Consider the following 25,725-nt stretch of genomic DNA (forward strand, 5'->3'; position numbering starts at 1 on the left):
TACACCATTCTCTTATTCAAGCTCATCAATCAACTGCTTCATCTCAGCGATTTCACGTTTTTGTGCTTTTATAATATCATCAGCAAGTTGCTGCACACGCGGATCTTCAATATCAGCGCGGCTACTGGTGAGAATGGCAATCGAGTGATGCGGTATCATCGCCTGCATCCAATCGACTTGATCGACAGTCGCTTGAGATCTAACGCCCCAGATACCAACTGCAAACATCAATACACTTAGACCATAGATCATCAAATTGACCTTGGTCTTCTTATACATATTGGTCATAAATGCCAACATGACGACTGCCATACCGGCACCCATGTATAGCGCCATATAAGCTCGGGTTTCACTAAAGTAAATGTGATCCCACTGGTAGGTATTGAAGTACATCATGATATACATGATGACAGTCGATGTCAGAATCATTAAGGTAAATTTTACATAAGGGTTCATATTTTTTTGCTTAGCAGCTTCCATGATATGACCTCCATTGTTTTGTTAAATTAAAATGGGTAGACAGTTAAAACCAGAATTTAACCCCCGCAGTCAAACTACTGCTATCAACTGATTCATTTTCTTGACGTCGTTGGCCACGAGCCTTGCCAAGCGCTGTCTCATAACTAACCCCCACATAAGGGGCTAGCTGGCGACTGAATGTCTCGTATGTCAGCCTGACCTCGGTTTCCATCTCATTAAAGCCCTTGGTAATACCATTATCATGGTCATCTTTACTAAAGGCAGTCAGTCCAACCTCCGGTATGACTACCCAATGCTGATCCAAACGCCACTCGTACTCTGCGCCCAGATCAAGACGAAGTTGACCATCGGTATATAAGTAGGCTCTCGCATCCGTTTCTATAAAATAAGGCGCGGTACCGACAATACCTGCCATTACGGCAGCGTTGTCGTTTTCAGTATCGTAAGCGACACCAGCTTCACCGTTCCAGAAAATGCTCAGTGGTTTCCAATAAGCAAGGGAGCTTAAGCTATCGATTTCTTTATCATCTTTAGTCTGAGCACTACCTTCCGTGCGTAGTCTTAAACGATTGCTATCAGTACCATACCAACCCGTCGCTTCGAAGTTGATTTGATCTTCATCAAACTGATAGCCCAAGTCGTCTACTGAGACTCCCCATAATGGCATGCTGCCCATCATCATGGGCTTACCATACTGCCCGTATGGAACCCCATTTGAATAGTCTGGACTGCGAGCATCAGCTGGTGGCTGCCCACCTTGCATGCCCGACATATCCATACTGCCATGATCCATGCCGCTATGATCCATACCAGACATATCCATGCCGCTATGATCCATACCAGACATATCGCCCGACATATCCATGCCACTGTGGTCCATATCAGACATATCACCTGACATGTCCATGCCGCTATGGTCCATATCAGACATATCACCTGACATATCCATGCCACTATGATCCATATCAGACATATCGCCTGACATATCCATGCCGCTGTGATCCATACCAGACATATCGCCTGACATATCCATGCCGCTGTGGTCCATATTGGACATATCACCTGACATATCCATGCCACTATGATCCATATCAGACATCTCAGCAGCTGTTGCAAAAGGTGATGTGAGCAAGACTAGCGATGACAAACCAATGAATGACAGATTTTTCTTAGATGTTTTCATAATAAGCCTCATATTCGAAGGTTTGTTAAACGACGGCAACTTCTCGGAACATACCGGCTTCCATGTGATAAAGCAGATGGCAATGCCACGCCCATCGTCCAACTTCTCCCGTCACATCAAAGCTAATCTTTTGCGCAGGCTGCACCACAATCGTATGTTTACGTACCTGAAAGTCTCCAGATGGCGTGCGCAAGTCGCTCCACATACCATGCAGATGCATAGGATGGTTCATCATCGTGTCATTGACTAAGGTAATACGTACGCGTTCGTTTGGCTTAATATTGACAGGCGTTGCATCCTTAAACATGACACCATCTAAGGCCCAAATATAGCGCTCCATGTTACCAGTCAGATGTAACTCAATCTCTCGGGTAGGCTTGCGCTGCTCCGCAAATATAGCCTCATCCACGGAACGTAATTGGTCATAAGTCAAAACCTTTCTATCAATATCACGCAGGTTGATACCGGGATCATCTAGGTTCATACGTGGACTGTCGACACGCATATCAGATTTAAAGTCATACTCGGTCTTGGCGTGCTTTGCTTTGTAGCCCTTATCACCCATCGCACCCATCATATCTGCCATGGTTAGCCATTCGATCTTGTCCATAGCAGGTATTGCAGCTCGCGCACCTTTTTTAGTTGCAAGCGTGGTCGCGACATAGCCTGAACGATCGATGTTTTGGGCAAATATCGTATGTGCGTCTTGAGTAGGTGTGACGATGACATCATAGGTCTCAGCCACGCCAATGCGGAAATCATCAATCGCAACGGGTGCGACATCAATACCATCTGTTGCTACCACAGTCATCTTGAGACCCGGTATACGTACATCAAAAATGGTTTGCGCTGAAGCATTGATAAAGCGTAATTTAACGGGCTGTCCTGCTTTCACTAGCTGCGTCCAATTGGCTGCTGTGGTCTTACCATTCATAAGATAGGTAAAGGTCTTTTCGCCAGATAAATCAGTAAAATCCGTCGGCATCATACGCATCTGATTCCACATTTTGCGCTTGTCATAAGCGGCTTCTAAATCTGTTGCGGCAATATCAGACAATAGTTTTTTGAAGTCTGGCAAATGATAATTATCAAAGTCAGCGCGCTGTTTGAGCAACTTCAAGAGATTGTGCGGATCGCGGTGCGTCCAATCACTCAGTACGATCACATGGTCTTCTTCGACTGGATGACGCTCACGGCCTTTTGGTTCAATGACGATAGCGCCAAGCATTCCTGTTTGCTCTTGGAATCCACTATGAGAGTGATACCAATAGGTGCCTGATTGTTTAAGTTTGAATTTATAAGTAAAGGTGCTGTTCGCAGGAATGCCATCAAAACTGATACCTGGCACCCCATCCATCTCAAACGGTACGAGCAGACCATGCCAATGGATAGAGGTTGACTCATTCATCTGATTATGGACACGGATAGTTACGGTATCGCCTTCACGCATCTTTAGCGTTGGTGCTGGTAGCGAGTCATTAATCAGCGTCGCCATACTCGACTTGCCATTGACAGTGACGGGCTTGTTGCTGACATACAAATCAAACTCATTCCCAGTTAGGATAGGTACGATATGGTCAGATTTATCACTGTTGACAGCTACATTCTGCTGGCCTTTACCGAGCGCACTATTGGCAATAGACGGTAGGGTAGACAGCATCGATGCCCCTAACAAGGTAGAAGATCCTGTCAAAAAACGCCTGCGATTAAGCATAGTTTTGTTCATAATAATTCACCTGATTTATATCCATAAAGTGAGAGTTGAGTCTGTATTTATCAGCTAAGCCTATGCCGTTGGCCGCTTATTAATAGAGCTGGATAAGCTATTTAAACGACAACCAAGCTAGATTTGCTGCTGCGGTGTGTCAATAGTTGCATAAATAGCTGTTGAGCCATCTTTGTTAAGCTGCATCACTTTATATGGCATAAATTTATCTTGGTATTCCATACCTGGGCTACCGACTGGCATGCTCGGTACAGCAAGTCCGATCGCATCACTTGGCGGGTTTTTTAGGAACTGCGCCATATACTTAGCAGGGACATGACCTTCAAATACGTAGCCATCAGTAGTGACGGTGGTATGGCAAGAGCGCATTTGCTGCGGTACGCTGTATCGCTCTTTAAATAAGGACACGTCTTCGACATTCTGTGCAGTTGCGTTTAGACCATGACCTTCGGCATAACCAACCCATTCTTTGCAACAGCCACAATTGGCATCTTTATAGACGGTGGCTGAGATATTTTTTAGGATAGTTGATTGGGTATCTGAAGGAGCGCTGACTGGCATTATTTCAGCTGTTGGTTGCTCCGTGTGCGTAGTTTGCACGTTTTGCGTAGCAACAGTTGGCTCAGTCGCTGGTGTTGGGTCAGCAGCAGCGGAGTTAGGTTGACTACAAGCGGCAATCGTTAACGATAATGGCAATACCACGATCGCCGAGAGCACACGGCCAGATATCAGATGATGTTCATTAATAAATCTATTAGTATAGCGTCTCATAAAACCACTCCCGAGCGTCTGTCTGACGATTAAATATTATAAAAATTAGAGCCATATCACTGGATAAAATAGCACTGGACAAAATAGTGCTAGCAAAGCTTAAAACTCAAATCGCAAAAAGCAGCACTATTGAGCACTGCATTTTGTACAAAAAATCAATGTTGCATTTCGGATCCATTACCTGACATATCCATCTCACCATCAAATGACATATCCAACATACTATCGTCTAACCGAGTCGTTAGCATGGTGTACTGGTTTTCATTCAAGTCAGGTAACGATCTAATAAAAGCGACCATCGCCCACATCCTATCATCATCGTGAGTAGCGCCCCAAGCGGGCATGCCAGACGCCATAATGCCATGTTTAATCGCCCAAAAGCTTTGTCTGGCACCAGCCTCGTTTTGATAGCGCTTAACGATATCCGCCTGAGTAAAGTTAGGAGGCTTTGGGTACATACCGCTATTTAAATCTGTGCTGTTGACGCCGGGAGACAAATGGCAGCCTGCACACATATCTTTGTAATCTGCACCGCCCGAGCTGATCATTTCCGCCTTCTTTAAATTGGGAACCAAAATATTCTTACTGGCATGTTCAATTGAGCGTGTGCGAGCAGTTTCTAAAAAATCGTAAACCAGCGGACTATGAGCTCGATCAGCACCGATATTTATCATGCCACTAGTCACCGTAATAAAAATACCCGCAATAGCGACAAAGACAGTAAAAAGTATTCCTAACAAGAACTTCATAGGTTTGTCCTAAAAATCCATTTTCTTTAATATCCCATTACTGCTTGATCAGCTTCTCTGACAATATAGTCAAGTCTATATAAATCCGCTACAGCATCATCCTCGCTAAGCATACTAATGTATAACTTGCACTCGGTTTCCTTGTATCGAGATGATATTGAACTGACTATAGTATTGAACTTATAAATTGATATTTAAGAGTCGCTATCGCTGCTCACACAGTGCTTTTGGTACATCGCTTTCATTTTGCTCATGTTAGCCATCATGGCTTTCATAGCAGGATCATTCATATCCATTTTGCTATGATCCATTTTTTGCATCATCTGCATATGCTTTTCCATTTTCTCACAGTTCATTTGGTCTTTTTCAGCATGCATTTTTGGATCGTGTGCCAACGCAGAGGTTGAAACAACTAAAGCTATAGCAGTTGCTACGATTGATTTAGACAGTGGCATTGATTTGAGCAGTGGCATTGATTTGAATAATGACATGGTAAATCCTTATTTGATTTGGTATGTAGTCGAAAAGACTTTAAGATATTAAGTTACTTTAAAGCATACTTTAGTGATTCTGACAGAGAGATGACGGTAAGATTACAATTCTGTCATCTTACTATTTATGGTTTTTAATGTTGTCAGTAATCCTTTAGTATGACATCAGAGCTGATATCACTTATCGCTACCATATTTATTGATAAAGTATTTTTCAGACTGTAGATGTTGATCTTTGTGTTCAATCTCACAAGCCACTCTCGCATCGATATAGCTTTTCATTTGTGAATTTGAGAGCTGAGCATCGTTATGATTCAAGTTTTTTGCAAACTCAGTCACAGCGTCGCAGTTGTTGATGATTGAAGTGCTTAGATCAGTCGTATGCGCATTGGCAGTGGTAGTACCGATAAGTACAGATACCGACAGCAATACTACTTTTTTGAATGAACCATGAATTTTCATATAAAACCTCTTTTGTAAGTTGTTTACATTGATTACCGATAAAAATAATTCATCGTAGCTAAGTATTGAAACGAGCAGCTATGTACCGTTTATATAGATTAGCAAAATAAAACTGACAGTCTGATTACGAGCACATGACATCTTTGTCAGCTACCCATCAATGTTGTCACCTGTGCTGGTTAGAACGTTAAACAATCATGACCGTATTGAGGAATCACAATGAAAGTACTGCTGGTAGAAGATGAATTGAAGCTTGGCGAGTATATAAAAAAAGGCTTAACCGAAGCTGGGTTTATCGTGGATCATCAGCTAACAGGATTAGATGGCTATCATGCATTGATGACGGAAGAGTTTAGCGTGATATTGATGGATGTGATGCTACCTGATGTTAGTGGTTTTGAGCTGGTGCGTAATTACCGAGCGGCAGGCAAGCATACACCTGTGTTATTTCTAACCGCAAAAGATGACTTAAGCGACAAGATAAAAGGGATTGAGATTGGTGGTGATGATTATTTGACCAAACCTTTTGCCTTTGCAGAGTTGATCGTCAGAATGAAAAGCTTATTACGACGTGCCAATCAAGCCGACTATCAAAGTACGATTATGCAAATAGCGGATCTCAAGATGGACATTGGCAAGCGTACGGTGCATAGAGGAGATAAGCCTATTAAGCTCACGGCAAAAGAGTTTTCCTTACTACAGTTTTTATTAGAGCGCCGCGGTGAAGTGCTTCCACGCTCAATCATCGCTTCCCAAGTATGGGATATGAACTTTGAAAATGATACCAATGTGATTGATGTAGCGATAAGGCGTCTTCGTATAAAAATAGACGATGATCATGACGCAAAGCTGATTCATACGGTGCGCGGGATGGGCTATCGGTTAGAGGCTGTCGATACAGCGCTTGATAGCAAACCATCTCACGAAGCTGGCAATGTCTAATATGAAATATAGGTTTGATAATCGGCGCTTGCCACTATTATGGCGTACTGTGTTGCTGCTCACGATATTTGTTGTTATATCACAGGTTATCATTTATATATGGATACAGCGTTCTGTTAAAGGCCATTTCGAGCAAATGGACGCTGAAATTATGACTCATGCGGCTTTTAATCTACGTAAACGAGTGATAGAACCTAGTAGCCCTATAACTGCTCAAACCCTACCTAGCTCTCAAAATCCATTGAATAGTCAACAGCCGCTAAGAGCGGCACCTGACGTAATGCCTATTGGAGATACTTCTACCGCAGCGATATCAGATGAAACTGATCATCAGCATTCTTCTTGGCTAGATTACGATCTAAAAACCATTATCGCTAATAAAGAAGGGCAGATACTGTCTAGTACCCCCAATAACTTTGCTCAAGAGCTAGGAGAAGGGTTTAATCTGTCATCACTGAAACAAGATAATGACAAGCAACAGTTTGTGATGAATATCAACAGCCGATACTATCGAGCAATGGTCATCGAAGATGACAAAAGGCTCGCGCTTATCGCACTGCCTATAGATGTGCATCATCAGTATTTATTACAGTTCAATCGTCAGCTTAGTATGATTTTGTTCGCGATTACATTGTTGCTCGTCTCAGTAGCGGCGTTGGGTGTGTACTGGGGTTTTGCCCCTTTGGCGACCATCGTCCAAAAAATGAAAACAATGAATCCTGAAAGGTTGGATGACAGAGTCACGGTCAGCGATATGCCGTTAGAGCTGCGACCACTAGCAGAATCTTACAATTCGATGATGGCCAAGCTTGAAAGTAACTTTGAATCATTGTCACGGTTTTCGGACAATATTGCCCATGAGCTGCGCACTCCAATAGCGACACTCAGCACGCAAACGCAAGTCATGTTAAATAAACCAAGAGCGGGCGATGAATACATTGAGCAGCTACACCATCAACATGACACGTTAGAGCAGCTGTCGGCCATGATAAATAATATGTTGCTGCTGGCAAAAACTCAAAAAGGATTGAGTGACTCGCAAATCAGTCACGTGGATACGGACCGTTTAATCACCAAGCTCGTTGATTACTACGAAATGATTGCAGAAGACCGAGGTATCGCTATTGAAACCAAAGGTGAGTTTAGCGCTGTTTTAGGAGATAAAAGTTTATTACAAAGGCTCTTTGCTAATCTGATATCGAATGCGATTTATTATGCTGCTCAAGATAGCGTTATAACCATTACTGCAGATAGAATGAACTCAGATAAGATAGTGGGCACAACCATAACCAGTTTTCAGCAATCAAAACAGGCCGTTCTACGAATCACCATCACCAACCAATTAGATGAGCCGTTGACACAAAGTGAGGCAGATAAGTTGTTTGAGCGCTTTTATCGACATCACAAAACAATAGATCGCCATACAGGAACAGGTTTGGGTCTATCCATCGTACAGTCTATCGTTGGGGCGCATAACGGTAACGTCAGTATTACTATAAAGGACGATGATTACTTTCAAGTGAGTGTCGAGTTATTGGTAGACGTTTAATCTTTTAGTAGGGCGTGTCCTCATTTTAAAAATGAGATAAATCGCAGTCAAACAAGGAAAATAGCGCAGATAATATCGAGATATTAGTCAGCTATTTGACACCGTTTGGCAAGATTTAGCCATTTTTAACTCATTTAGATGACTATCGATTGAATTGAGGACACGCCCTAGTCAACGATATATATTCAATCTGAATAGATAGATTTGGCAAGTGATTGCCTTGAAAACGAGCTGGTAATGACCAAGTAAATGTACGTCTAGTGCCCCATATAAAGCTAGAAATTATTAAAAGGCAATAGGTAAAATAGTAAGTCGATAACGAACATAATACTTAAAACACAATCATAAAAACCAATTAGGGAATGACTATGCATATTACGGCTAATTTTGATGCAGGCAACATTGACATTATTAATGCAGATGACAAAAAAGACATTCAATTAGCGATTCGTCCAGATGTTGGTGGCGAGTTTTTTCAATGGTTTAACTTTCGTCTGTCAGGTCAAATAGGTGAGCAGTATGTTCTCAATATTCTGAATGCAGGAGAGGCGTCTTATCTAGAAGGTTGGGAGAACTACCAAGCGGTGGCTTCTTATGATCGTCAGCATTGGTTCCGTCTGCCAACGTCTTACAAAGATGGCAAATTGACCATCGTGGCAGAGTTAGAATGCGAAACCATTCAGATTGCGTACTTTGCGCCTTATAGCTATGAGCGTCATCAAGATTTATTGGCCGCTGTGCAAGTGCATCCGCTAGTGACGTTAGAGCATCTGGGTGAAACGCTTGATAAACGTGACCTTACTTTAGTCAAAATTGGTGATGGAGATGCTAGTAAGCGCAATATATGGATTACTGCTCGTCAGCACCCAGGTGAGACGATGGCTGAATGGCTCATTGAGGGTTTGTTGTATAGCTTGTTAGATAGCGATAATGCGACTGGCAAACAGTTGTTAGACAAGGCAAACTTTTATATTGTCCCTAACATGAACCCTGATGGCAGTGTACGTGGTCACTTGCGTACTAACGCTGCCGGAACCAACTTAAATCGTGAATGGCAAAGCCCAAGCTTAGACAAAAGCCCTGAAGTATTTCATGTGATTAATAAAATGGAAGCGACAGGCGTGGATCTATTTTATGATGTGCATGGTGATGAAGCATTGCCGTACGTATTCCTCGCTGGGTCACAAGGGACGCCAAGCTACGGTGACCGTCTTGCTGGACTACGTGATAAGTTTTCAGACGTATTAAAGTTAGCCAGTGCTGATTTTCAGTCTGAGATTGGCTATGAGATTGATGCACCAGGTGCTGCCAATATGACCGTTGCTACCAATTGGGTAGCAGAGCGTTTTGATTGCCTTGCTAATACGTTAGAGATGCCATTTAAAGACAATGATAATCTGCCTGACGAAGAGATAGGTTGGTCACCCGAGCGTTCTATCAAATTAGGCGAAGCATCACTGATAGCAATGCTAGCTGTCGTGGATGACTTACGATAACTATAGAAAAAAAGCTGAAGAAAATAAAAAGCTGCTAATGATGGCCGAGTGTTTTAGTGGTCATCGTTAGCAGCTTTTTTCATTTTTATCTTCACATTCGCTAATAACAGCCCTGATAAAATCAACATCATGGCCAGCATCTTCCACCACGTCACCACTTCTCCTGTGAGTAGTACTGAGGTCACCATACCGAATACGGGCACCAATAGTGCAAACGGCATAACCTTGGAGGCGGTATTTTGACTGAGTAAGTGTGCCCACAGGCCAAAGCCAATTAAGGTTGAGATATAGACGATAAATCCAAGTGAGAGCCAAGACCTGAGTGATGCTTCAGTAAACGTCGCCATCTGCCATGCATCAGTCTCAAATGTAAGAGAAGATATCGTCAACATCACGCAAGCAATGAGACCGCCCCAGACTACCAGCGCTAGCGCAGACAAAGCAGAGGCTTTATTTTTTCCAGTGCTAGATGTGGCAATAGATCCCCTTGTTCCTTTCGGCATCACTTTTAGAGCCATTTGCTCTGATGTTTTTTCTGAGGCCTGTTTTGATGCTTGCTTGGAGGCAATATTACCAAAGCTCCAACCGATGGCAGCTATCAGGATACAGATGAACCCTGCCAAAGGCATATCACCGCCAAGGTTTAGCGCAATCACGCTGAGTCCTAGTACACCGACCAACATACCAACGATTTGCATACGGCTGACTGCTTCGCCCAATATAAAGTACGCTAGCAAAACCGTGATAAAAATCTGAATTTGTAGCAGTAGTGCCGTCAGCCCTGGGGATGAACCCAAATGCATCGCTGTAAAGACAAAGGCATATTGCATGACAAATGTACCGATGGCATAAATAAACAAGGTACGGTTGAATTTAGGCGGCTTTAGAAACAAAACCAATGGCACAGCAGTAAAGAAAAAACGCAGGGCGGTAAGCATCAATGGTGGAAAGCTCTCAAGACCCCACGCAATAAAGGTAAAATTCACGCCCCAGATAAAGGTAACCAGTACAGCCAATGCAGTATATATAGGGGACATATGAGCTATCCTAGAGAAATAGTATCCGTTGTCGGAAGTGATTAGATTTGATTGTGTTTGGCTGATATTTAGGCTTAGAATTATAGTCGAAAGGTTACTATATAATAAGACGGTACTAGCACTATAAATTTTTGATTGATCAGTCTAACGATTGAGCCAATACCTCGAAAACTTTTGAAAGACTCATCTGTGCCACATTGAACCGCATAAAGTTTTCAGCATTGTCCGATTGGCTAAAAACATTGCCCGGCGCCAACACCACACCCTGTGATAAACAGCGATTGGCCAATTCGGTCGCATTATTATTCTTAGGTAATCGACACCATAGGAACATACCTGCTTGTGGGAGCAGCCATGGTACGATGCCTAATTTAGCCAACCGTGGTAGCGTATGAGTACGCGCGCTTGCCAGCCGAGTATGGATATCATTCATATGCTTACGGTAGCCGCTATCAGTCAACGCTGAGAACACAACGGCCGCTGCTAACTGACTGCCACCAAAGCCAGTCGCTATCTTTAAATCTACCAAACTCTCAACCCATTCTGTAGGCGCTGCAATATAACCACAGCGTAGGGATGCAGATAACGTTTTAGAAAAACTGCCGATATAGAATACGCGTGATAACCCATCCAAAGCCGCCAATCTCGCTGCAGGCTTGACTTCAAAATCTGCAAAAATATCGTCTTCGATAATGTACAAATCAGCCGCTTGAGCCAATTGTAATACACGGTATGCCGTAGCTGGTGATAACGTTGCGCCCGTAGGATTATGAATGGCAGCATTGGTGATGTACAGGCGCGGCTTATGCTCATCTAAAATCGCTGCAAAGGCATCTACATCTGGTCCATTTGGCGTATAAGGAACGCCAACTACTTTGACCCGATGGGCAAGCAGCTGTGCTCGAAAGTTAAAATAACAAGGATCATCGACGACAACCGTATCACCTGGTGTCAGCAAAAATCGAAAAATCAAATCTATCGCCTGAGTGCCTGAATCCGTCAATATAACCTGTGACGGTTCTGCATTGATACTCAATCCTGTCATACGCCGCGTGAGTAATTGGCGCAATGCTAACAGTCCTAGCGGCGTTGCATACTCACTGATAATGGACGCGTCAGCCTTGGCCACATTTCGCAGACCACGGCGAATACCTGCTTCAAACAGCCAGTCCGCTGGTAACCAACCGCAGCCTGGCTTTAGTGCACCATCAGGTGGCTCCAGCGACTGCCGCGATACCCACAATGGATCTACCACTCGATCAATTCTTGGTGCTATATCTGTCAATGATAGCGGCGCTGTCGTCTCTGCTACATAAAACCCTGCACCAGGACGGGAGTAGATGACTCCCTCAGTTTGCAGGCGTTCATAGGCTTCAACCACCGTAGAAGGTGAGAACCCATAATCTTTGGCAGCGGCACGGACGGAGGGTAGTCGCGACTCTGGCATGTAGATGACAGTCGCTATTTTCTCTTTTACGTCAGCCATGACAACTTCGATGCGTGTTAGCTTTTTATTCATATTTTTTACAGTTTTTGGTAAGGCGAATTTTGTGAAGGTTTTATCTCAAGGTTACAGCTATGACGATATATGGGTAGGATATCCGAACTGTATGGGTTTTATAGTCCAAACAGTTCTGTCTAATTGTACTGGATTGTATATAGATAACCTACTGTGCTTTTGTTTTAATCATTGAACGTAAACGATGTGAAGGTAGGCGTGATTTTATAGTGAACTGCACTTACCTCAGTCAATTCAACGATTACTCTTCAAAAAGCAGCGAGATATGACTACAAAAAAATATAATAAATATTTGGCCTTTGCCTTATGTGTGATAACGACAAGCGTCAATATCCAAGGGCCGCTTTATGCCGTTTATGCACACAATGATGGCTATGGCGTACTAGCAACCACGATAGCTTTTTCCTTTTATGTATTAGGCGTCATACCTGTATTGTTGGCTTTTGGTGGGTTGTCTGATCGTATCGGACGGCGCAAGGTGATTTTAATCTCTCTAGTACTATCGATAGCAGCGACGGCTCTTATGTTGTTTTATCCGTACACGCGAGCGCTAGCATTAGCGCGATTCGTACTGGGTGTGGGAACAGCTCTAATGGCTGCTACGGCGACAGCCTATATGATTGAGCTGCTCGGCTCAACAGATACGATGCGTGCGACAGCGTGGGTGACGGCCAGTACTACGATAGGTTTTGGTCTTGGTCCTGTATTGACGACAGTTTCTTTGATATTTTATGAAACCGATCAGCCAGCCAGTTTTTTCTTACTGCTAGCGAGCGGGATATTCGCTATGTTTTTGTTATATCAATTACCAGAGACAGTAACTAAACGCACTAATTTGCCCACCTCTATGCTACGGCTACCTTATTTTAACCGTGAGGTCATCTGGTATGGCAGCGGTATTTTGATTTGTTGGGCGACGACAGGTTTGGTACTGTCAGTTATTCCCTCAGTACTGGCCACGCATGGACTCGCTAAGTATGCAGGGATATCCTCTATGTTAGCCATCAGTTGTGGATTGATCGTTCAGCCAATCGCCCGAAAACTTGATCCTCAGGTTTCAAGCAAGCTTGGTCTTCTAATCTTACTACCAGCTTATGCTTTATTGGCTTGGGGGACGTTGAATGCCAATCTACCAGTGATTCTTTTGGCGGCATTTTTGGCCAGTACTAGTTGCTATGGTTTTGTCTATTTAGGCGGTATGTTAGGAGTCGCAAAATCTGCTGGAAATGAGCAGGCACGTGCAAGTGCAGGCTATTTTCTGATGGCATATATAGGGCTTAGTGTACCCGTCATCTTTACTGGTTTGATTGTGGATCGGTATGGGGCTGCTACTGCGTTCTACGCCTTTGGTGTGTTTTCATTAGTTGGTGTGATTGTCTTATTTTCTAGCCAGCCTATGTTGAGGACTGGACGTCGTTCGAACGCCAATTTGCATAGCGTGTCTTAAAATAAGATTGATAATGCAGTTTTCTATTCATTATTCTTTCACGATTAGATTATTTGTCCTTTTTATTATATGAATTGTTTTAGTTTATTTATTATAACTGGCAGGCATGAGTGGTTCTTTGATGTCATTCGTAAAGCTCATGTATCTGAATATCTACTACTGCCCAATCCATTCCTTCAAAATCTGGATCATCTTTATGTCTAGTACTATCGGTAGGTAGAGGAATGGCTTCGCCATCTTCTATTAATCCTTTTAGATGGAGCATAATCGCTTCTTTAGCATTATTAAAGATATCTGCACGTTCATCGCTGGCTGAATAGCAACCCACTATGTCTGGGATAAGTATGCCGTAAGCTGTTGTTTCATTACTTGGTGTAATTGCTATCGGATACTGCATTTAACATTCCTCATGAAGTTTGAACCTAAGTATAACTGGAAATTGCTTAGATAATGCTCTAAATAACCTCTTAAATATAACTCACTTTCAAAATTATATTGAAAGTGTTTTAGGTGATGGGTACTGTTTGAAGCACAACACTTTCATTACAATGGGCGCTATCACGATGGATAAAATAGAACAGGTATCCAAAACTGAAACAATAATTCAAACAATAAGGGCGGTTTATGACTCTGAATACAACTAAAACAATTTTAATCACTGGCAGCACAGATGGCATTGGCAAATTGGCAGCGCTAAAACTGGCAGAAGCTGGACACCAAGTGTACTTGCATGGCCGCGATGCTGACAAGCTTGCTAGCGTCATTGCAGAAGTTCAAGCAGTCGCGACAGGCGCAGCAGTAGATAATATTGATGGGTTTGTGGCTGATTTTTCTGATTTAACGGATGTGCTAAAGATGGCAGCAGACGTCAATGAAAAACTGCCAAAGCTCGATGTGCTCATAAATAACGCAGGGATTTATACCACGGCATCAGCATTGACTAAAGACGGTTTGGATGTACGTTTCGTAGTCAATTATCTAGCGCCTTATGAGCTGACCAATGCTTTGTTACCTTTGTTCAAGCAGTCTGATAAAACGCGTATCGTGAACTTAAGCTCAGCTGCGCAAGCGTCAATATCTTATCAAGCACTTGCAGGCCAGACCCGCCTCGATGATAAGGATGCTTATGCCCAAAGTAAGCTAGCACTCACGATGTGGAGTATGGCATTAGCTGACACCGTCGCTAGCAACGATATCAATGTCATCGCCGTCAACCCAGGTTCGCTACTGAACACAAAAATGGCTAACGAAGCGTATGGTCAGCATTGGTCATCAGCGGGCAAGGGCGCAAATATCCTAGCTGCATTGGCCATCTCGGATGAGTTCGCTGATGATACTGGTAAATACTTTGATAACGATATAAAAGATGGCGCACATGGCGATGCAAGAGGAGCGTTTGGTCGACCACATGCTGATGCTCTAAACCAAGCAGCCATTGCAGAGCTTGAGCAGCAGACTCAGACAGTATTGCAGTCAATTTTTGCATAAGACTTATATTTAGCAGCATTAATAAATTTCAAACAATTAAACCATTACTAGGGCGTGTCTTCATTTCAAAAATGGTGATAAAAATGAGATAAGCTGCCGTCAAACGAGGAAAATAGTGCAGATAATATCGGGATATTAACCAGCGATTTGACGATGTTTGGCAAAATTTAGCTGTTTTTAGCCCGTTTAGATAGCTATCGAGTGAATTGAAGACACGCCCTAACTACATTCTCAAATTTTATTATTAAAAACTTGCTCATTAAAAACAGGACACAATATTATGCAAACTATCAAAGCCATTGGTTATCAAAACAATCTACCTATCGATAACGAACAATCGCTACAAGATATTACCCTTAATAAACCAGTTGCTTCAGGCCGCGATATTCTCGTGGAAGTGAAAGCCATATCAGTCAATCCAGTAGATTATAAAATCCGTGAAGGGCGACCTGCCGCAGAGGGTGAGTATGCTGTTATTGGTTGGGATGCTGCTGGTACTGTGACGGCTGTCGGTAAAGACGTCAGTTTATTCTCAGTAGGCGACAACGTCTATTATGCTGGAGATTTGACCCGTTCAGGCAGCAATGCTGAATATCAGTTGGTCGATGAGCGTATCGTTGGACACATGCCAGCCTCTTTGTCTTTCGCTGAGGCAGCGGCATTACCACTCACGACGATTACAGCTTGGGAGATGTTATTTGACCGTTTACAAGTGCCTGTCTCTGATAGCAAAGCGAATGTCAGCGGTAGTAGTGAGAATGCTAATAACGTCTCAGTATTGGTCATTGGCGCAGCGGGCGGTGTTGGATCTATCTTAACTCAGTTATTAAAAACAAGAACGTCGGCCACGATTATTGGTACGGCTTCGAGAGATGAGAGCGTGCAGTGGCTCAAGGATTTGGGTGCTGATCATGTCATCAATCACCGCAACCCATTGTCTGATGAACTACAAAAAACAGGTATTGCTGAAGTAGACTACGTGGTAAGTCTCAATAACACTGAAGATCATTATGAAGAAATCATTAAATGCTTAAAGCCGCAGGGTAAGCTTGGACTGATTGATGATCCAAAATCATTAGATGCCAACCCGCTTAAAACCAAAAGCTTAAGTCTGCATTGGGAGTTTATGTTTGCACGCTCAATGTTCAATACGCCAGACATGATTGAACAGCATCATTTATTAAATGCGGTGGCAAAATTGATTGATGCAGGTGAGATCAAAACCACGGTCGCTCACAATCTTGGGGCTATCACCGCTGAACATCTACGTAGTGCGCATCAAATGCTAGAAAAACAGCAAGCGCATGGCAAGATTGTATTAGAAGGCTGGTCTACATAACGCATAACTCCATTTAGATTAATAGGTCCAATGTGACGCTTTTAGCAAACACGTTGGACCTATTTAAGTCAATGATAATAATAAACATAGGATAAATAGATGAGCACGCAAGCAAACAAACCACTTACCATCGTCGCCACTATCAAAGCCAAACCTGAGCACGTTGAACAAGTTAAAACTGAGCTGCTTAAACTGACAGCAGCATCACAAGATGATCAAGGTTGTATCCAATATGACTTGCATCAAGAAAATGCAAATAGTAACGGTTTCGTGGTTTATGAGATTTGGGAAAACAACGAGTGTCTTCAGCAACATGTACAAAGGCCGCATTTCCAAAACTATGTACAAGTAACAGATGGGATGGCCGATGAATTTGTCGTTACTGAAATGACAGTTATCTCATAGGTTTAATCTATATTCTGCTGCTAACAATAAAATGAATGGTTGAAAGTTATGACTGATAAGATTGACTTTTATACTTCAAAATAGTAGCTATTGATTTAGATATAAATGGCTTTGAATAAAATATTCAAAGCCATTTATACGTTATTTATTTGCTATTGAACGATGATTATTCTTGAGCAACGTTCAAAACGATTTTACCGACATGTTTCTTTTCTAAGAAAACCGCTTGAGCAGTATGTATCTCTTTTAATGGAAAGGTACACGCCACGATTGGATTTATTTTACGTTGTTCGATACAGTTAACAAGGTTTTGGAATACTTCAGGCTGTAGTACAGTACAACCGTAAAAGGTTAAGTCTTTTAAATAAAGTGTTCTGATATCTAGCTCAACCAACGCGCCTCCAATCGCCCCAGATACAGCGTATCTGCCTCTTGGTCTTAGCAATTGTAAAAACTCAGGCCACTGTTTTCCTGCGACCAAATCAATCACTACATCAAGGCTGTTGTCGCCTAATATACTGACTAAGTTGTCATCGCGCGATATTACCTGATCTGCTCCTAACTCTAGCAACTGTTGATTTTTACTGGGACTGGTAATGGCGATAACATAAGCGCCGCGCGCTTTCGCTAGTTGGACTGCTGCTGATCCGACCCCGCCTGAAGCACCTGATATTAGTACTTTATCACCTGACGAGACATTGGCTCGAGTAAGCATGTTCTCAGCGGTGGAATAGGAACATGGAAACGAAGCCAACTCGACATCAGAGAGCGTACTATTTACCGCATAGGCGTGTTTGACAGCGACTACCGTATATTCAGCAAATCCGCCATCACATTCTGAGCCATAGTAACCAGCTGAGCTCAGTGATTGACCATTGATTTCATTGATACAAGGTTCAATAAGCACCCGTTCTCCAATACGTTCACTACTAATATTATTACCGACTGCTACTATCGTGCCGCAAACATCCGCACCTTGGATACGAGGGAAGCTCATAGCAGTGCCGGACCAACTGGCATCATCGCTACTGCTATCGCCTTTCGAGTACCATGCCGTTCTGGTATTGATATCAGTGTTATTCACCGCAGCTGCAGCGACGCGGATTAGCACTTCATCTGATGTCGGGGTAGGAACAGCAATATCATCACGGTATTCGAGCATCTCTGGGCCACCATGACCGATAAGCTGGACACCTTTCATCATCTTTGGGATAGGTTGCATCATTTATCTTCCTCTAAAAGTGTTGATAGTGTGCTTTGGGCTGAGGTGATGGCATGTGTCCCTAGTACAGGCCATGAACTGGTAACGCCTTCATGTAACAAAAAGATGGCTGTGGCAAGATCTTCTCTCTGACTCTGTTGTCCCAAAAAGTCTTGAACTTCTTGCTTGTGCTTTTGTACGGAGCTGGCAATCACTGTATCGTCAGGAAAAGCTGCCACGGCATTCATAGACATACAGCCATGTGGCGCGAACGCTTTCATCCATTGTTCGAGTTTGTCAAAAATATGAAGAATAGATGCTATACCGGCGGGAGGGGAATCGTTAAGCAAAAAGTCGAGATATCTTTGATGGCGATAGTCCAAAGCAGCAACGACCATCATCTCTTTAGAGGGATAGTATTTGTAAAGTGTTCGCAGGCTCACGTTACACGCTGTCTTTAGCTGCGCCACACTTGGTTCAGCAAAACCGTATTGGCTAAATGCCTTTTCGAGCTTGATAGCAATGTCTTCTTTGATAACAAAATCCTCATAAGTAGAATGAATGTTCTACTTTAAGGGTAAAGCATTCGTTCTACCTTTGTCAAGGCAACCTGTTGGATGGTGGAAGGGTAGTGCTAGGTGTGGGTTGCTTCTGCTCTAAACCAGTAATGACTGACAGAGTCAGAAGCAAAAAAAGATCTCTAATATGGGTTTTTAAAAGACGTTAGCTGCCAAGTTGTTCTAAACAGCGGATACTACTTATAGCTCCAGTGATTAATAAACCGCTACTATATTAAATACTCACTCCATCATTACCGATCCATTTGGGTCCTATCTCAACCTCAATATCACGTGCAGTAATGGGCTCAGCGCATTTGGAGCATATTGTCACCGGGTGCATAATGTGACCACATGCCTTGTGTCTATGCAACAGCGGCGCCCCGCGTTCATCAGCCATGTATTTATCACCCCAACTGACCAATGCCAGTACGACAGAGTGTAAATCTAATCCACACTCTGTCAGTCTATATTCCTCACGTAGCGGCCGCTGCTGATAGGCGACTTTTTTTAAAATATCGTATTCAACTAGTTTGCGAAGACGGTTAGATAAGACATGGCGTGTAATACCTAAGCGTTGCTCAAATACGTCGAATCGTCTGACTCCCAAAAAACAATCACGTAAAATCATGAGCGTCCAACGATCACCAATGACTGCTAAAGTGCGAGCTACCGAGCAAGACTGTTGGTCCAGTTCATCCCAGCGCATAGGTTATCTCCTTTATCTTTAAGCTATAGGTTAGCTTGACAGGGTTCAAAAATAAAGCTATGTTTTTGTTAGTTCTAAAAAGGAACCTATAAGGAAATAGACATGAACAGAGCACCCGTAGCAGTTGTAATTGGCGCAGGCGATGCCACTGGCAGTGCTGTTGCCAAACGTTTTGCGCGAGAAGGTTTTACTTTGTGCGTGACCAGAAGGACTGTTGAGAAGCTAGAGACATTAGTCAGTGATATCGAAGCGGCTGGAGGAGTGGCCAAGCCATTTGGTTGTGATGCGCGTATCGAGCAAGAGATGGTTGAGCTGTTTGCTCATATTGAAAAAGACATTGGGCCGATTGAGGTAGTAGTGTTTAACATCGGGGCAAACGTTCATTTCTCCATCTTAGATACGACAGAAAGGGTCTATCGAAAAGTGTGGGAGATGGGCACCTTGGCTGGATTTTTGACAGGTAGAGAGGCAGCAAAAGTCATGATTCCACGTGAGAGGGGGACAATTATTTTTACGGGTGCAACAGCGTCTTTACGCGGTAGTAAAGGTTTTTCGGCTTTTGCTAGCGCTAAGTTTGCTCTTCGGGCATTGGCACAAAGCATGGCACGCGAGTTGGGGCCAAAGGGCATACATGTCGCACACCCTATCATTGACGGCGCCATTGATACTGATTTTATTCGTGACAACTTTCCCGAGCGTTATGAGCTAAAAGACCAAGACGGTATCTTAAATCCAGAACATATCGCTGAGCAGTATTGGCAGTTGCACTGTCAGCCAAGAGATAGCTGGACACATGAGCTGGATTTACGCCCATGGATGGAAACTTTTTAATCCTATCTGGTTAGTAATCGTCAAATTTTAATGGATTTTCAATATATTGCAAGGAATGCAAAGATGAGTAAACAAGTAGAGTTTTTCTTTGATGTGGGTAGCCCAGCCAGTTACTTGGCATGGACACAGTTAGCGAGTATCGCGCAGCGTCACAATGCCGAAATTGTTTGGCGACCTATGTTACTTGGCGCAGTGTTCCAAGCCGTTGGTAACACCTCACCAGCTGCCGTACCTGCTAAAGGCGCTTATATGCTCAAAGACCTTAAGCGTTTTTCAGCCATCTATGACGTACCTTTTTGCTTCAATCCATTTTTCCCAGTCAATACGATGCAGCTTATGCGCGGTGTTACCGCTTATTTGGGGACACCCAAATTTGAGAGTTATTTATCAGCTGTCTTTAATGGGCTATGGGCTGAAAAGTTAAATATGGAATCACCAGAAGTCGTGGCTGAAGTTCTGTCGAAAGTAGGCATTGAGGCGACTGATTTTATGGCGCGTATTAGTGAGCCTGAGGTCAAGGCGCGTTTAAAATCTAGTACCGAAGAAGCAGTAGCACGAGGCGTATTTGGGGCACCAAGTTTCTTCGTAAATGGTGAAATGTTCTTTGGTCAAGACCGGTTGAGCTTTGTTGAAGATGCTTTGAGAGACTGAGGTCATCAAAAGTACTGGCGTATGCTGATTGACTAAGCATTCATACGCCAGCACTTTGACACTCGTATTTTGCTAACGGATTTAGCAAAATATAATAATTTTTATCTAATAGTCCGTATTTACCACTTCATTTCACCTGTATTTACTTTACTGCCTATTTGTAAATTAGTATCCCCAGATAACGCAGGATAAGCTGCTTCCATGGTAGAAATGACTTTTTCTGACTGCTTAGAGTCTTGCTTTTTTGCCTCATCCAGTGCTTGCTCAAAGGTTTTTAGATAACTGAGAGTGAAATCAACAGCATAGTCTTTTTTGAGTAGGTTGCCTGAATAATGACCTGGTATCACAAGGTTTGGCTCTAATTGCTTCATTTGTTCCAATGATTGCATCCACTCGCTACGAGCTTCTTTAGTTTGGGTATCCGCAGTCCACACATGCATACCTGATGTTACTGACACACCGCCGAACACAGTTTTTGACTCTGGTACCCACATGTATGCTTGATGGGTTCCCATCTCCTTGATTTCAATTTTGTGACCTTCTAGGGTCAGTGTAGACTGATCAAGTGTTTGCGGTACTGTGATCTTGGTAGGCGCATGTTTACCAAGGATTGGACCCCAATGCTTTAATTTTGCATCTTTAGTCGCTTCAATGTGTTCAATAATAGAAGGGCTAGACATAACCTTCACATTAGGGAAGGCTTTAACTAAAGGCTGAAGACCGAAATAGTAATCTGGATCACCTGCCGTGATATAAATCATTTTTAGGTCTTTATTGCTTTTTTTGATCATATCAACCAATGCTTCACCATCTTTGACACTAAACTGTGCATCGAACAAAATAGCATCTTTCTCGCCACTTGCCAGCACAGAAACCACTGGGAAAATAGCATTTTGATCAGGTTTATATGCTTGTAGTTGTAGATCGGCTGCGTTTGTTTGGGTTGCAAGCAGTAGCACACTGGCCGCCATAGAAGCTGTCATTAATTTTTTCATAATCTACCTGTATTTTCATTTGAGTAAATAGACCGCGTTAATGGCGGTATTCGTTATTAGCAGCTATTATATTAGATTGTATTTCGTTTAAATACGCTATAATTCGGTATTTACTGTTTCAATTTTCGCGCAAATAAGGATGGAGAGATGGATAGACTGACCGCGTTACAGGTATTTGTCACGATCGTTGAACAAGGTAGCTTGAGCCGTGCCGCGGACAATTTAGACATGTCTAGAGCTAAGGTAACGCGCTATCTGACAGAGCTTGAGAGCTGGATGGATATGCGCTTATTACATCGCACGACTCGAAGTCTGAGCCTCACTGCACCTGGTGAGCAGACTCTTGAGGTGGCGTACCAGTTGCTTGGATTGACCGACTCGTTGGATCAGATACGCAATCAAAACACTTTGGAGCTAAAAGGTCAGCTGCGAATCACTGCCAGCTTTTCGCTGATTGATAGCCTTTTGATGGATGTGGTTGGTCGTTTTGTTTCTCACTGGCCGCAAACAGCAATTGATATTCTTACCACTGATGATTCGGTCAATTTAGTTGATGCTCGTATTGACTTGGCGATTCGTATCACCAATGACTTGGAGCCAAATGTCGTTGCCAGACGTATCGGTGAGTGCCACTCTATCGTATGCGCTGCACCTGAGTATGTACAAAGGCGTGGCAGACCTGCAGATGTACAGTCGCTTGTACATCACAACTGTCTATCATTTGCGTATTTTGGACGGTCGGCATGGGTGTTTGATGGGCCAAATGGTCCAGAGTCTGTTCCTATCTCTGGCAATATCAGCGCCAATATCTCTGAAGTCTTGCTCTCTGCCACGTTGCGTGGACACGGGATCAGCTTACAGCCATCTGGCGCAGTCAAGTCTTTGATTGCATCTGGACAACTTATTGAGTTATTGCCTGAATGGAAACCCAAAACTTTAGGTGTTTATGTAGTTTATGCCAATCGAAAGCAGGTGACACCACTACAAAGAAAGTTTATTGATTTTCTTGCCGAAGAAATAAAGCGTTCGCCTTATTGGTAGCAAGAAACTCATAAGCCAATAGGTATTTGTTACTACTATGATTAAGGATTAAAGGCGTAGATTATGCATAGTCTGATTACGCATAAAAGGGGTCATCGCTTCTATATATATGAACTAATACATGGTTTGATGATTAGCAGAATCTTTGGGTATTTGTTGGATAGAATCCCAATGCTCAACAATTTTCCCACTATCATCAAATCGAAAGAAATCCATCGTCACGAATTCATCGATGGTTTTATCTTCGTTATGCCAGACTTGATGGGTATGCAATGAGACTAAGTCATCTTCAGCGATACAACGTACAAACTCAATTGACTTGTTCGGATACTGTGCTTGCATCCGTTCAAAGTATTCAATAAATCCTGATTTACCATTGGCTACGGCGGGATTGTGTTGAATATAATCATCGCCCACATAATCAGCGACGGCTCTTTGTGGATTACCCTCGTAAGCGGTCTGATAGAACGCGATAGCATTCTTTTTATTGTTTGCCAAATTCATCGTCGGCTCCAGTTATTATTTATGTTTATTTTAAAAGCAATACAGTAAATTAATAAGAAATATTATTAAAAAACGTCAGAAAATCTATAGCAGAAACTCAAACGGCCAATAGCAACGCTAAAATTATGCTTATTGACCATTTGATAATGTTTAGACTTCGCTTAGTGATTGCTTAAGCCTTAATAAAAATAGTCTCTTCACTCAAGCGTGATTTAGGTATCTTGGCATTAAAGTCTTCATCGCTGCGGTAGCCAAACGATACCACTGCTACAGCAGAATATCCTTTGCTACGTAAGTCGAACTCTGTATCAAGCGCCTGTAAATCAACGCCTTCCATAGGGACGGTGTCAATACCCAAAAGCGCGCTGCCCAATAGTACCCCGCCCATGTTGAGATATACCTGTTTGGCAAGCCAATGTGGCTCATCTTTGGTATCGAATCGATGCATATCTAAGAACAATTGGCGACCTTGATGCATCTGTGCTTTGAATTCTGGCTGAGCGTAGCGACCATCTTGATCTTCTTTTTCTAACACCGCCTGCATGTATTCATCGTCGGCATGGATACGAGTACAGAAAACCACCACGTGTGAGGCATCTAGGACTTTAGGTGTATTAAAATGAAAGGCACCTTGCGTGCTTTTGGCAATGCGTGCTTTGCCTGCGTCATCATCTGCAATGACAAAGCTCCATGGTTGAATATTGGTGCTTGATGGACTCATTTGTAGCATGTCTTTGATCTGCTCAAAATCTTCAGCAGATATCTTTTTATTGGCATCAAATACTTTGGTGCTGTAACGCCAGTTTAGTGCTTCATTAATGGTTTTCATGATTGTCCTTAAGTAAAGTAAGTTTCAGTTTTTTAGTAAGCTGGTAATACAAACGGATTAACAAATGGTGCCACTCAACCCTTATTCGTGCATAGATAAGTTGAATGATTGGCCCGTCCTAGTGATGACCCATAATAGTAAAGTTCATACATTAGAACCACTAGCTACAAGAGAAAACACTTTCAATATTATTTTGAGAATATGGCGTTTCTAATCTGTCTAAAGGTCATTTATTAGCTATATTAGGACGTATAATGAAGGTGCTTTATCAATTGATAAATCCATTAAACGCATAAGCTCATCTTAAAACGGCGCGAAATTATCAGGCTGACTATGCGTAGCAGTCCAACGTTGAGTGGCATCAATACGACTATTAAGCCCAACTCCTCGTGGTACTTGCATATTATCGCCATATAGCCAAAGCACCATATTGGTACGTTTGCCACTGGTGATTGGATGTGCGGCGTGCGGCACCGAGCCTCTATGAATAATCGCCATGCCAGGTTTAAAGATGGCACGTTTGGTTTGCCCTAAATGGCGATCGACAAAGTCAACTTCTGATCCAGTAAAGTCTTCGCTTGGCAGATTTAGGTTAATATTCATAGTCACCGCTGAAGCATCAGTATGAAGTTGTAGCGACGTGTCGCCTGTAGGCTGGTATTGAATAGAGAACCCAAAAGTCTGAGTGTCATAGCCATAAACATTGGCAAATAATAGCCGAGCGATAGGGCGCATATATTGATTCATGACTCTATGATAAAACGCCTGAAAATTAGGGGTGGCCAGATAGCCTAGCGAGCGTGCATCTAGCATGGCCCCATTACTGTTCAATGCAATACCATAAGGAGGACGTATGGGAATGTTAGCGTCTGCGATTGCTTGCAAATAACGGCGCAGTGTTGATAGTTGTGCTGGGTCAAAGAGTTGCCCCTGATATACGTCAGGTAGTATCTCTTGCCATAAATTTTTAACAGCCGTCTCCGTAGAAGGAGTGCGCCATGCTTGCGTCACTGCATCACGTAGAGTTGGATCAAATAATGAGTCATCAAGTACAGGCAAGTCATGCTCAGTGGTTTCCCACTCTGCCCATGCTTGCTCTAGTAACTGGCTGTTTTGATGCCAGAAACGCTCTACCGATGGTGCACGTCTAAGCATGTCTGATTTTGAAGGTAGTGGTAAGTTGCGTGCTTGCTGTAGTGCGCTCTGTTGATTATCTCCATCATGGTGGCTATGGTGTTGAGTATCCTGTGTGCTCGTAGGCCGTATTATAGTATCCATCGTGTCTCTCCAAATGTGTGAGTAAACCTTATAGGTGCATGCTAC

Annotated in this window: 27 protein-coding genes and 1 pseudogene; 10 read left to right on the forward strand and 18 right to left on the reverse strand. The window is 43.0% G+C overall.

Translation table 11 applies throughout. The features are described 5' to 3' along the window. Positions 1-12: 12 nt before the first annotated feature. The 7 genes from QL886_RS00320 to QL886_RS00350 all read right to left on the reverse strand — a co-directional run bounded on the left by QL886_RS00320 (position 13) and on the right by QL886_RS00350 (position 5,862). The gene (locus QL886_RS00320; RefSeq protein WP_227679181.1) at positions 13-480 is read right to left on the reverse strand and encodes a DUF305 domain-containing protein; all 468 of its coding nucleotides are present in this window, start codon (positions 478-480) and stop codon (positions 13-15) included. Positions 481-523: 43 nt separating this feature from the next. Further along, positions 524-1,663, reverse strand: a complete 1,140-nt coding sequence (locus tag QL886_RS00325) for a copper resistance protein B (protein ID WP_290177257.1) — start codon at positions 1,661-1,663, stop codon at positions 524-526. Positions 1,664-1,688: 25 nt separating this feature from the next. Next, positions 1,689-3,389 (reverse strand): copper resistance system multicopper oxidase, encoded by a 1,701-nt coding sequence (locus QL886_RS00330; RefSeq protein ID WP_290177258.1) that lies wholly within the window; start codon positions 3,387-3,389, stop codon positions 1,689-1,691. Positions 3,390-3,506: 117 nt separating this feature from the next. Beyond that, the gene (locus QL886_RS00335; RefSeq protein WP_290177259.1) at positions 3,507-4,160 is read right to left on the reverse strand and encodes a DUF411 domain-containing protein; all 654 of its coding nucleotides are present in this window, start codon (positions 4,158-4,160) and stop codon (positions 3,507-3,509) included. Positions 4,161-4,315: 155 nt separating this feature from the next. Further along, the gene (locus QL886_RS00340; protein WP_290177260.1) at positions 4,316-4,909 is read right to left on the reverse strand and encodes a cytochrome c; all 594 of its coding nucleotides are present in this window, start codon (positions 4,907-4,909) and stop codon (positions 4,316-4,318) included. A gap of 194 nt (positions 4,910-5,103) precedes the next feature. Continuing rightward, positions 5,104-5,400 (reverse strand): hypothetical protein, encoded by a 297-nt coding sequence (locus QL886_RS00345; RefSeq protein ID WP_228707015.1) that lies wholly within the window; start codon positions 5,398-5,400, stop codon positions 5,104-5,106. Between the two features lie 177 nt (positions 5,401-5,577). Further along, the gene (locus tag QL886_RS00350) at positions 5,578-5,862 is read right to left on the reverse strand and encodes a hypothetical protein (RefSeq protein WP_290177261.1); all 285 of its coding nucleotides are present in this window, start codon (positions 5,860-5,862) and stop codon (positions 5,578-5,580) included. Positions 5,863-6,081: 219 nt separating this feature from the next. On the opposite strand from QL886_RS00350, the gene QL886_RS00355 reads away from it, so the two are divergent. The 3 genes from QL886_RS00355 (at position 6,082) to QL886_RS00365 (ending at position 9,849) form a co-directional block, all read left to right on the forward strand. Further along, positions 6,082-6,804: a heavy metal response regulator transcription factor gene (locus QL886_RS00355; RefSeq protein ID WP_057760064.1), complete on the forward strand. Its 723-nt coding sequence runs from the start codon at positions 6,082-6,084 to the stop codon at positions 6,802-6,804. Further along, positions 6,797-8,353 (forward strand): ATP-binding protein, encoded by a 1,557-nt coding sequence (locus QL886_RS00360; RefSeq protein WP_290177262.1) that lies wholly within the window; start codon positions 6,797-6,799, stop codon positions 8,351-8,353. The genes QL886_RS00355 and QL886_RS00360 overlap by 8 nt, the downstream gene beginning before the upstream one ends. Positions 8,354-8,721: 368 nt before the next feature. Then, positions 8,722-9,849, forward strand: coding sequence for a M14-type cytosolic carboxypeptidase (locus QL886_RS00365; protein ID WP_290177263.1), 1,128 nt, complete (start codon positions 8,722-8,724; stop codon positions 9,847-9,849). 53 nt (positions 9,850-9,902) lie between these two features. Here QL886_RS00365 and QL886_RS00370 read toward each other — a convergent pair whose 3' ends face one another. Continuing rightward, on the reverse strand, positions 9,903-10,886 hold the full coding sequence (locus QL886_RS00370; protein WP_290177264.1) for an EamA family transporter: 984 nt from the start codon (positions 10,884-10,886) through the stop codon (positions 9,903-9,905). A 139-nt stretch (positions 10,887-11,025) separates the two neighbouring features. Next, positions 11,026-12,405: a PLP-dependent aminotransferase family protein gene (locus QL886_RS00375; RefSeq protein ID WP_290177265.1), complete on the reverse strand. Its 1,380-nt coding sequence runs from the start codon at positions 12,403-12,405 to the stop codon at positions 11,026-11,028. 265 nt (positions 12,406-12,670) lie between these two features. Here QL886_RS00375 and QL886_RS00380 point away from each other — a divergent pair, with 265 nt between their 5' ends. Next, positions 12,671-13,852, forward strand: coding sequence for an MFS transporter (locus QL886_RS00380; protein WP_290177266.1), 1,182 nt, complete (start codon positions 12,671-12,673; stop codon positions 13,850-13,852). Positions 13,853-13,976: 124 nt separating this feature from the next. Here QL886_RS00380 and QL886_RS00385 read toward each other — a convergent pair whose 3' ends face one another. After that, complete coding sequence (locus tag QL886_RS00385; RefSeq protein WP_290177267.1) at positions 13,977-14,249, reverse strand: type II toxin-antitoxin system HicB family antitoxin; 273 nt, start codon at positions 14,247-14,249, stop codon at positions 13,977-13,979. Between the two features lie 227 nt (positions 14,250-14,476). Between QL886_RS00385 and QL886_RS00390 the strand changes: the two genes are divergently transcribed. The 3 genes from QL886_RS00390 (at position 14,477) to QL886_RS00400 (ending at position 17,084) form a co-directional block, all read left to right on the forward strand. Further along, complete coding sequence (locus QL886_RS00390; protein WP_290177268.1) at positions 14,477-15,340, forward strand: SDR family NAD(P)-dependent oxidoreductase; 864 nt, start codon at positions 14,477-14,479, stop codon at positions 15,338-15,340. Between the two features lie 289 nt (positions 15,341-15,629). After that, positions 15,630-16,679: a zinc-binding alcohol dehydrogenase family protein gene (locus tag QL886_RS00395; RefSeq protein WP_290177458.1), complete on the forward strand. Its 1,050-nt coding sequence runs from the start codon at positions 15,630-15,632 to the stop codon at positions 16,677-16,679. 99 nt (positions 16,680-16,778) lie between these two features. Further along, on the forward strand, positions 16,779-17,084 hold the full coding sequence (locus QL886_RS00400) for a putative quinol monooxygenase (protein WP_290177269.1): 306 nt from the start codon (positions 16,779-16,781) through the stop codon (positions 17,082-17,084). Between the two features lie 166 nt (positions 17,085-17,250). Here the strand turns inward: QL886_RS00400 and QL886_RS00405 are convergent, their stop codons facing one another. From QL886_RS00405 to QL886_RS00415, 4 genes and pseudogenes are all read right to left on the reverse strand, one after another. After that, positions 17,251-18,309, reverse strand: coding sequence for an alcohol dehydrogenase family protein (locus QL886_RS00405; RefSeq protein ID WP_290177270.1), 1,059 nt, complete (start codon positions 18,307-18,309; stop codon positions 17,251-17,253). Next, complete coding sequence (locus tag QL886_RS00410; protein WP_290177271.1) at positions 18,306-18,566, reverse strand: hypothetical protein; 261 nt, start codon at positions 18,564-18,566, stop codon at positions 18,306-18,308. Before QL886_RS00410 ends, QL886_RS00405 begins: the two co-directional genes overlap by 4 nt. 117 nt (positions 18,567-18,683) lie before the next feature. After that, positions 18,684-18,848, reverse strand: a pseudogene (locus tag QL886_RS12995) (TetR/AcrR family transcriptional regulator); the annotation flags it as partial. A gap of 229 nt (positions 18,849-19,077) precedes the next feature. After that, positions 19,078-19,551: a helix-turn-helix domain-containing protein gene (locus tag QL886_RS00415; RefSeq protein WP_290177272.1), complete on the reverse strand. Its 474-nt coding sequence runs from the start codon at positions 19,549-19,551 to the stop codon at positions 19,078-19,080. Between the two features lie 102 nt (positions 19,552-19,653). Between QL886_RS00415 and QL886_RS00420 the strand changes: the two genes are divergently transcribed. After that, the gene (locus QL886_RS00420; RefSeq protein ID WP_290177273.1) at positions 19,654-20,382 is read left to right on the forward strand and encodes an SDR family oxidoreductase; all 729 of its coding nucleotides are present in this window, start codon (positions 19,654-19,656) and stop codon (positions 20,380-20,382) included. Between the two features lie 63 nt (positions 20,383-20,445). Further along, positions 20,446-21,033, forward strand: coding sequence for a 2-hydroxychromene-2-carboxylate isomerase (locus tag QL886_RS00425; RefSeq protein WP_290177274.1), 588 nt, complete (start codon positions 20,446-20,448; stop codon positions 21,031-21,033). A gap of 119 nt (positions 21,034-21,152) precedes the next feature. Here QL886_RS00425 and QL886_RS00430 read toward each other — a convergent pair whose 3' ends face one another. Beyond that, the gene (locus tag QL886_RS00430) at positions 21,153-22,028 is read right to left on the reverse strand and encodes an MBL fold metallo-hydrolase (protein WP_290177275.1); all 876 of its coding nucleotides are present in this window, start codon (positions 22,026-22,028) and stop codon (positions 21,153-21,155) included. 147 nt (positions 22,029-22,175) lie between these two features. On the opposite strand from QL886_RS00430, the gene QL886_RS00435 reads away from it, so the two are divergent. Further along, entirely contained in the window at positions 22,176-23,069 is an 894-nt protein-coding gene (locus tag QL886_RS00435) for a LysR family transcriptional regulator (protein WP_290177276.1), read from the forward strand. 114 nt (positions 23,070-23,183) lie between these two features. Here the strand turns inward: QL886_RS00435 and QL886_RS00440 are convergent, their stop codons facing one another. The 3 genes from QL886_RS00440 to QL886_RS00450 form a co-directional block, all read right to left on the reverse strand. Beyond that, the gene (locus QL886_RS00440) at positions 23,184-23,573 is read right to left on the reverse strand and encodes an ester cyclase (protein WP_290177277.1); all 390 of its coding nucleotides are present in this window, start codon (positions 23,571-23,573) and stop codon (positions 23,184-23,186) included. A 172-nt stretch (positions 23,574-23,745) separates the two neighbouring features. Next, positions 23,746-24,402, reverse strand: coding sequence for an oxygen-insensitive NAD(P)H nitroreductase (nfsB, locus tag QL886_RS00445; RefSeq protein WP_194365297.1), 657 nt, complete (start codon positions 24,400-24,402; stop codon positions 23,746-23,748). 303 nt (positions 24,403-24,705) lie between these two features. Continuing rightward, complete coding sequence (locus QL886_RS00450; protein ID WP_290177278.1) at positions 24,706-25,680, reverse strand: hypothetical protein; 975 nt, start codon at positions 25,678-25,680, stop codon at positions 24,706-24,708. Positions 25,681-25,725 lie beyond the last annotated feature (45 nt).

The organism is Psychrobacter sp. APC 3281, from assembly GCF_030407815.1.
Taxonomy (GTDB): domain Bacteria; phylum Pseudomonadota; class Gammaproteobacteria; order Pseudomonadales; family Moraxellaceae; genus Psychrobacter.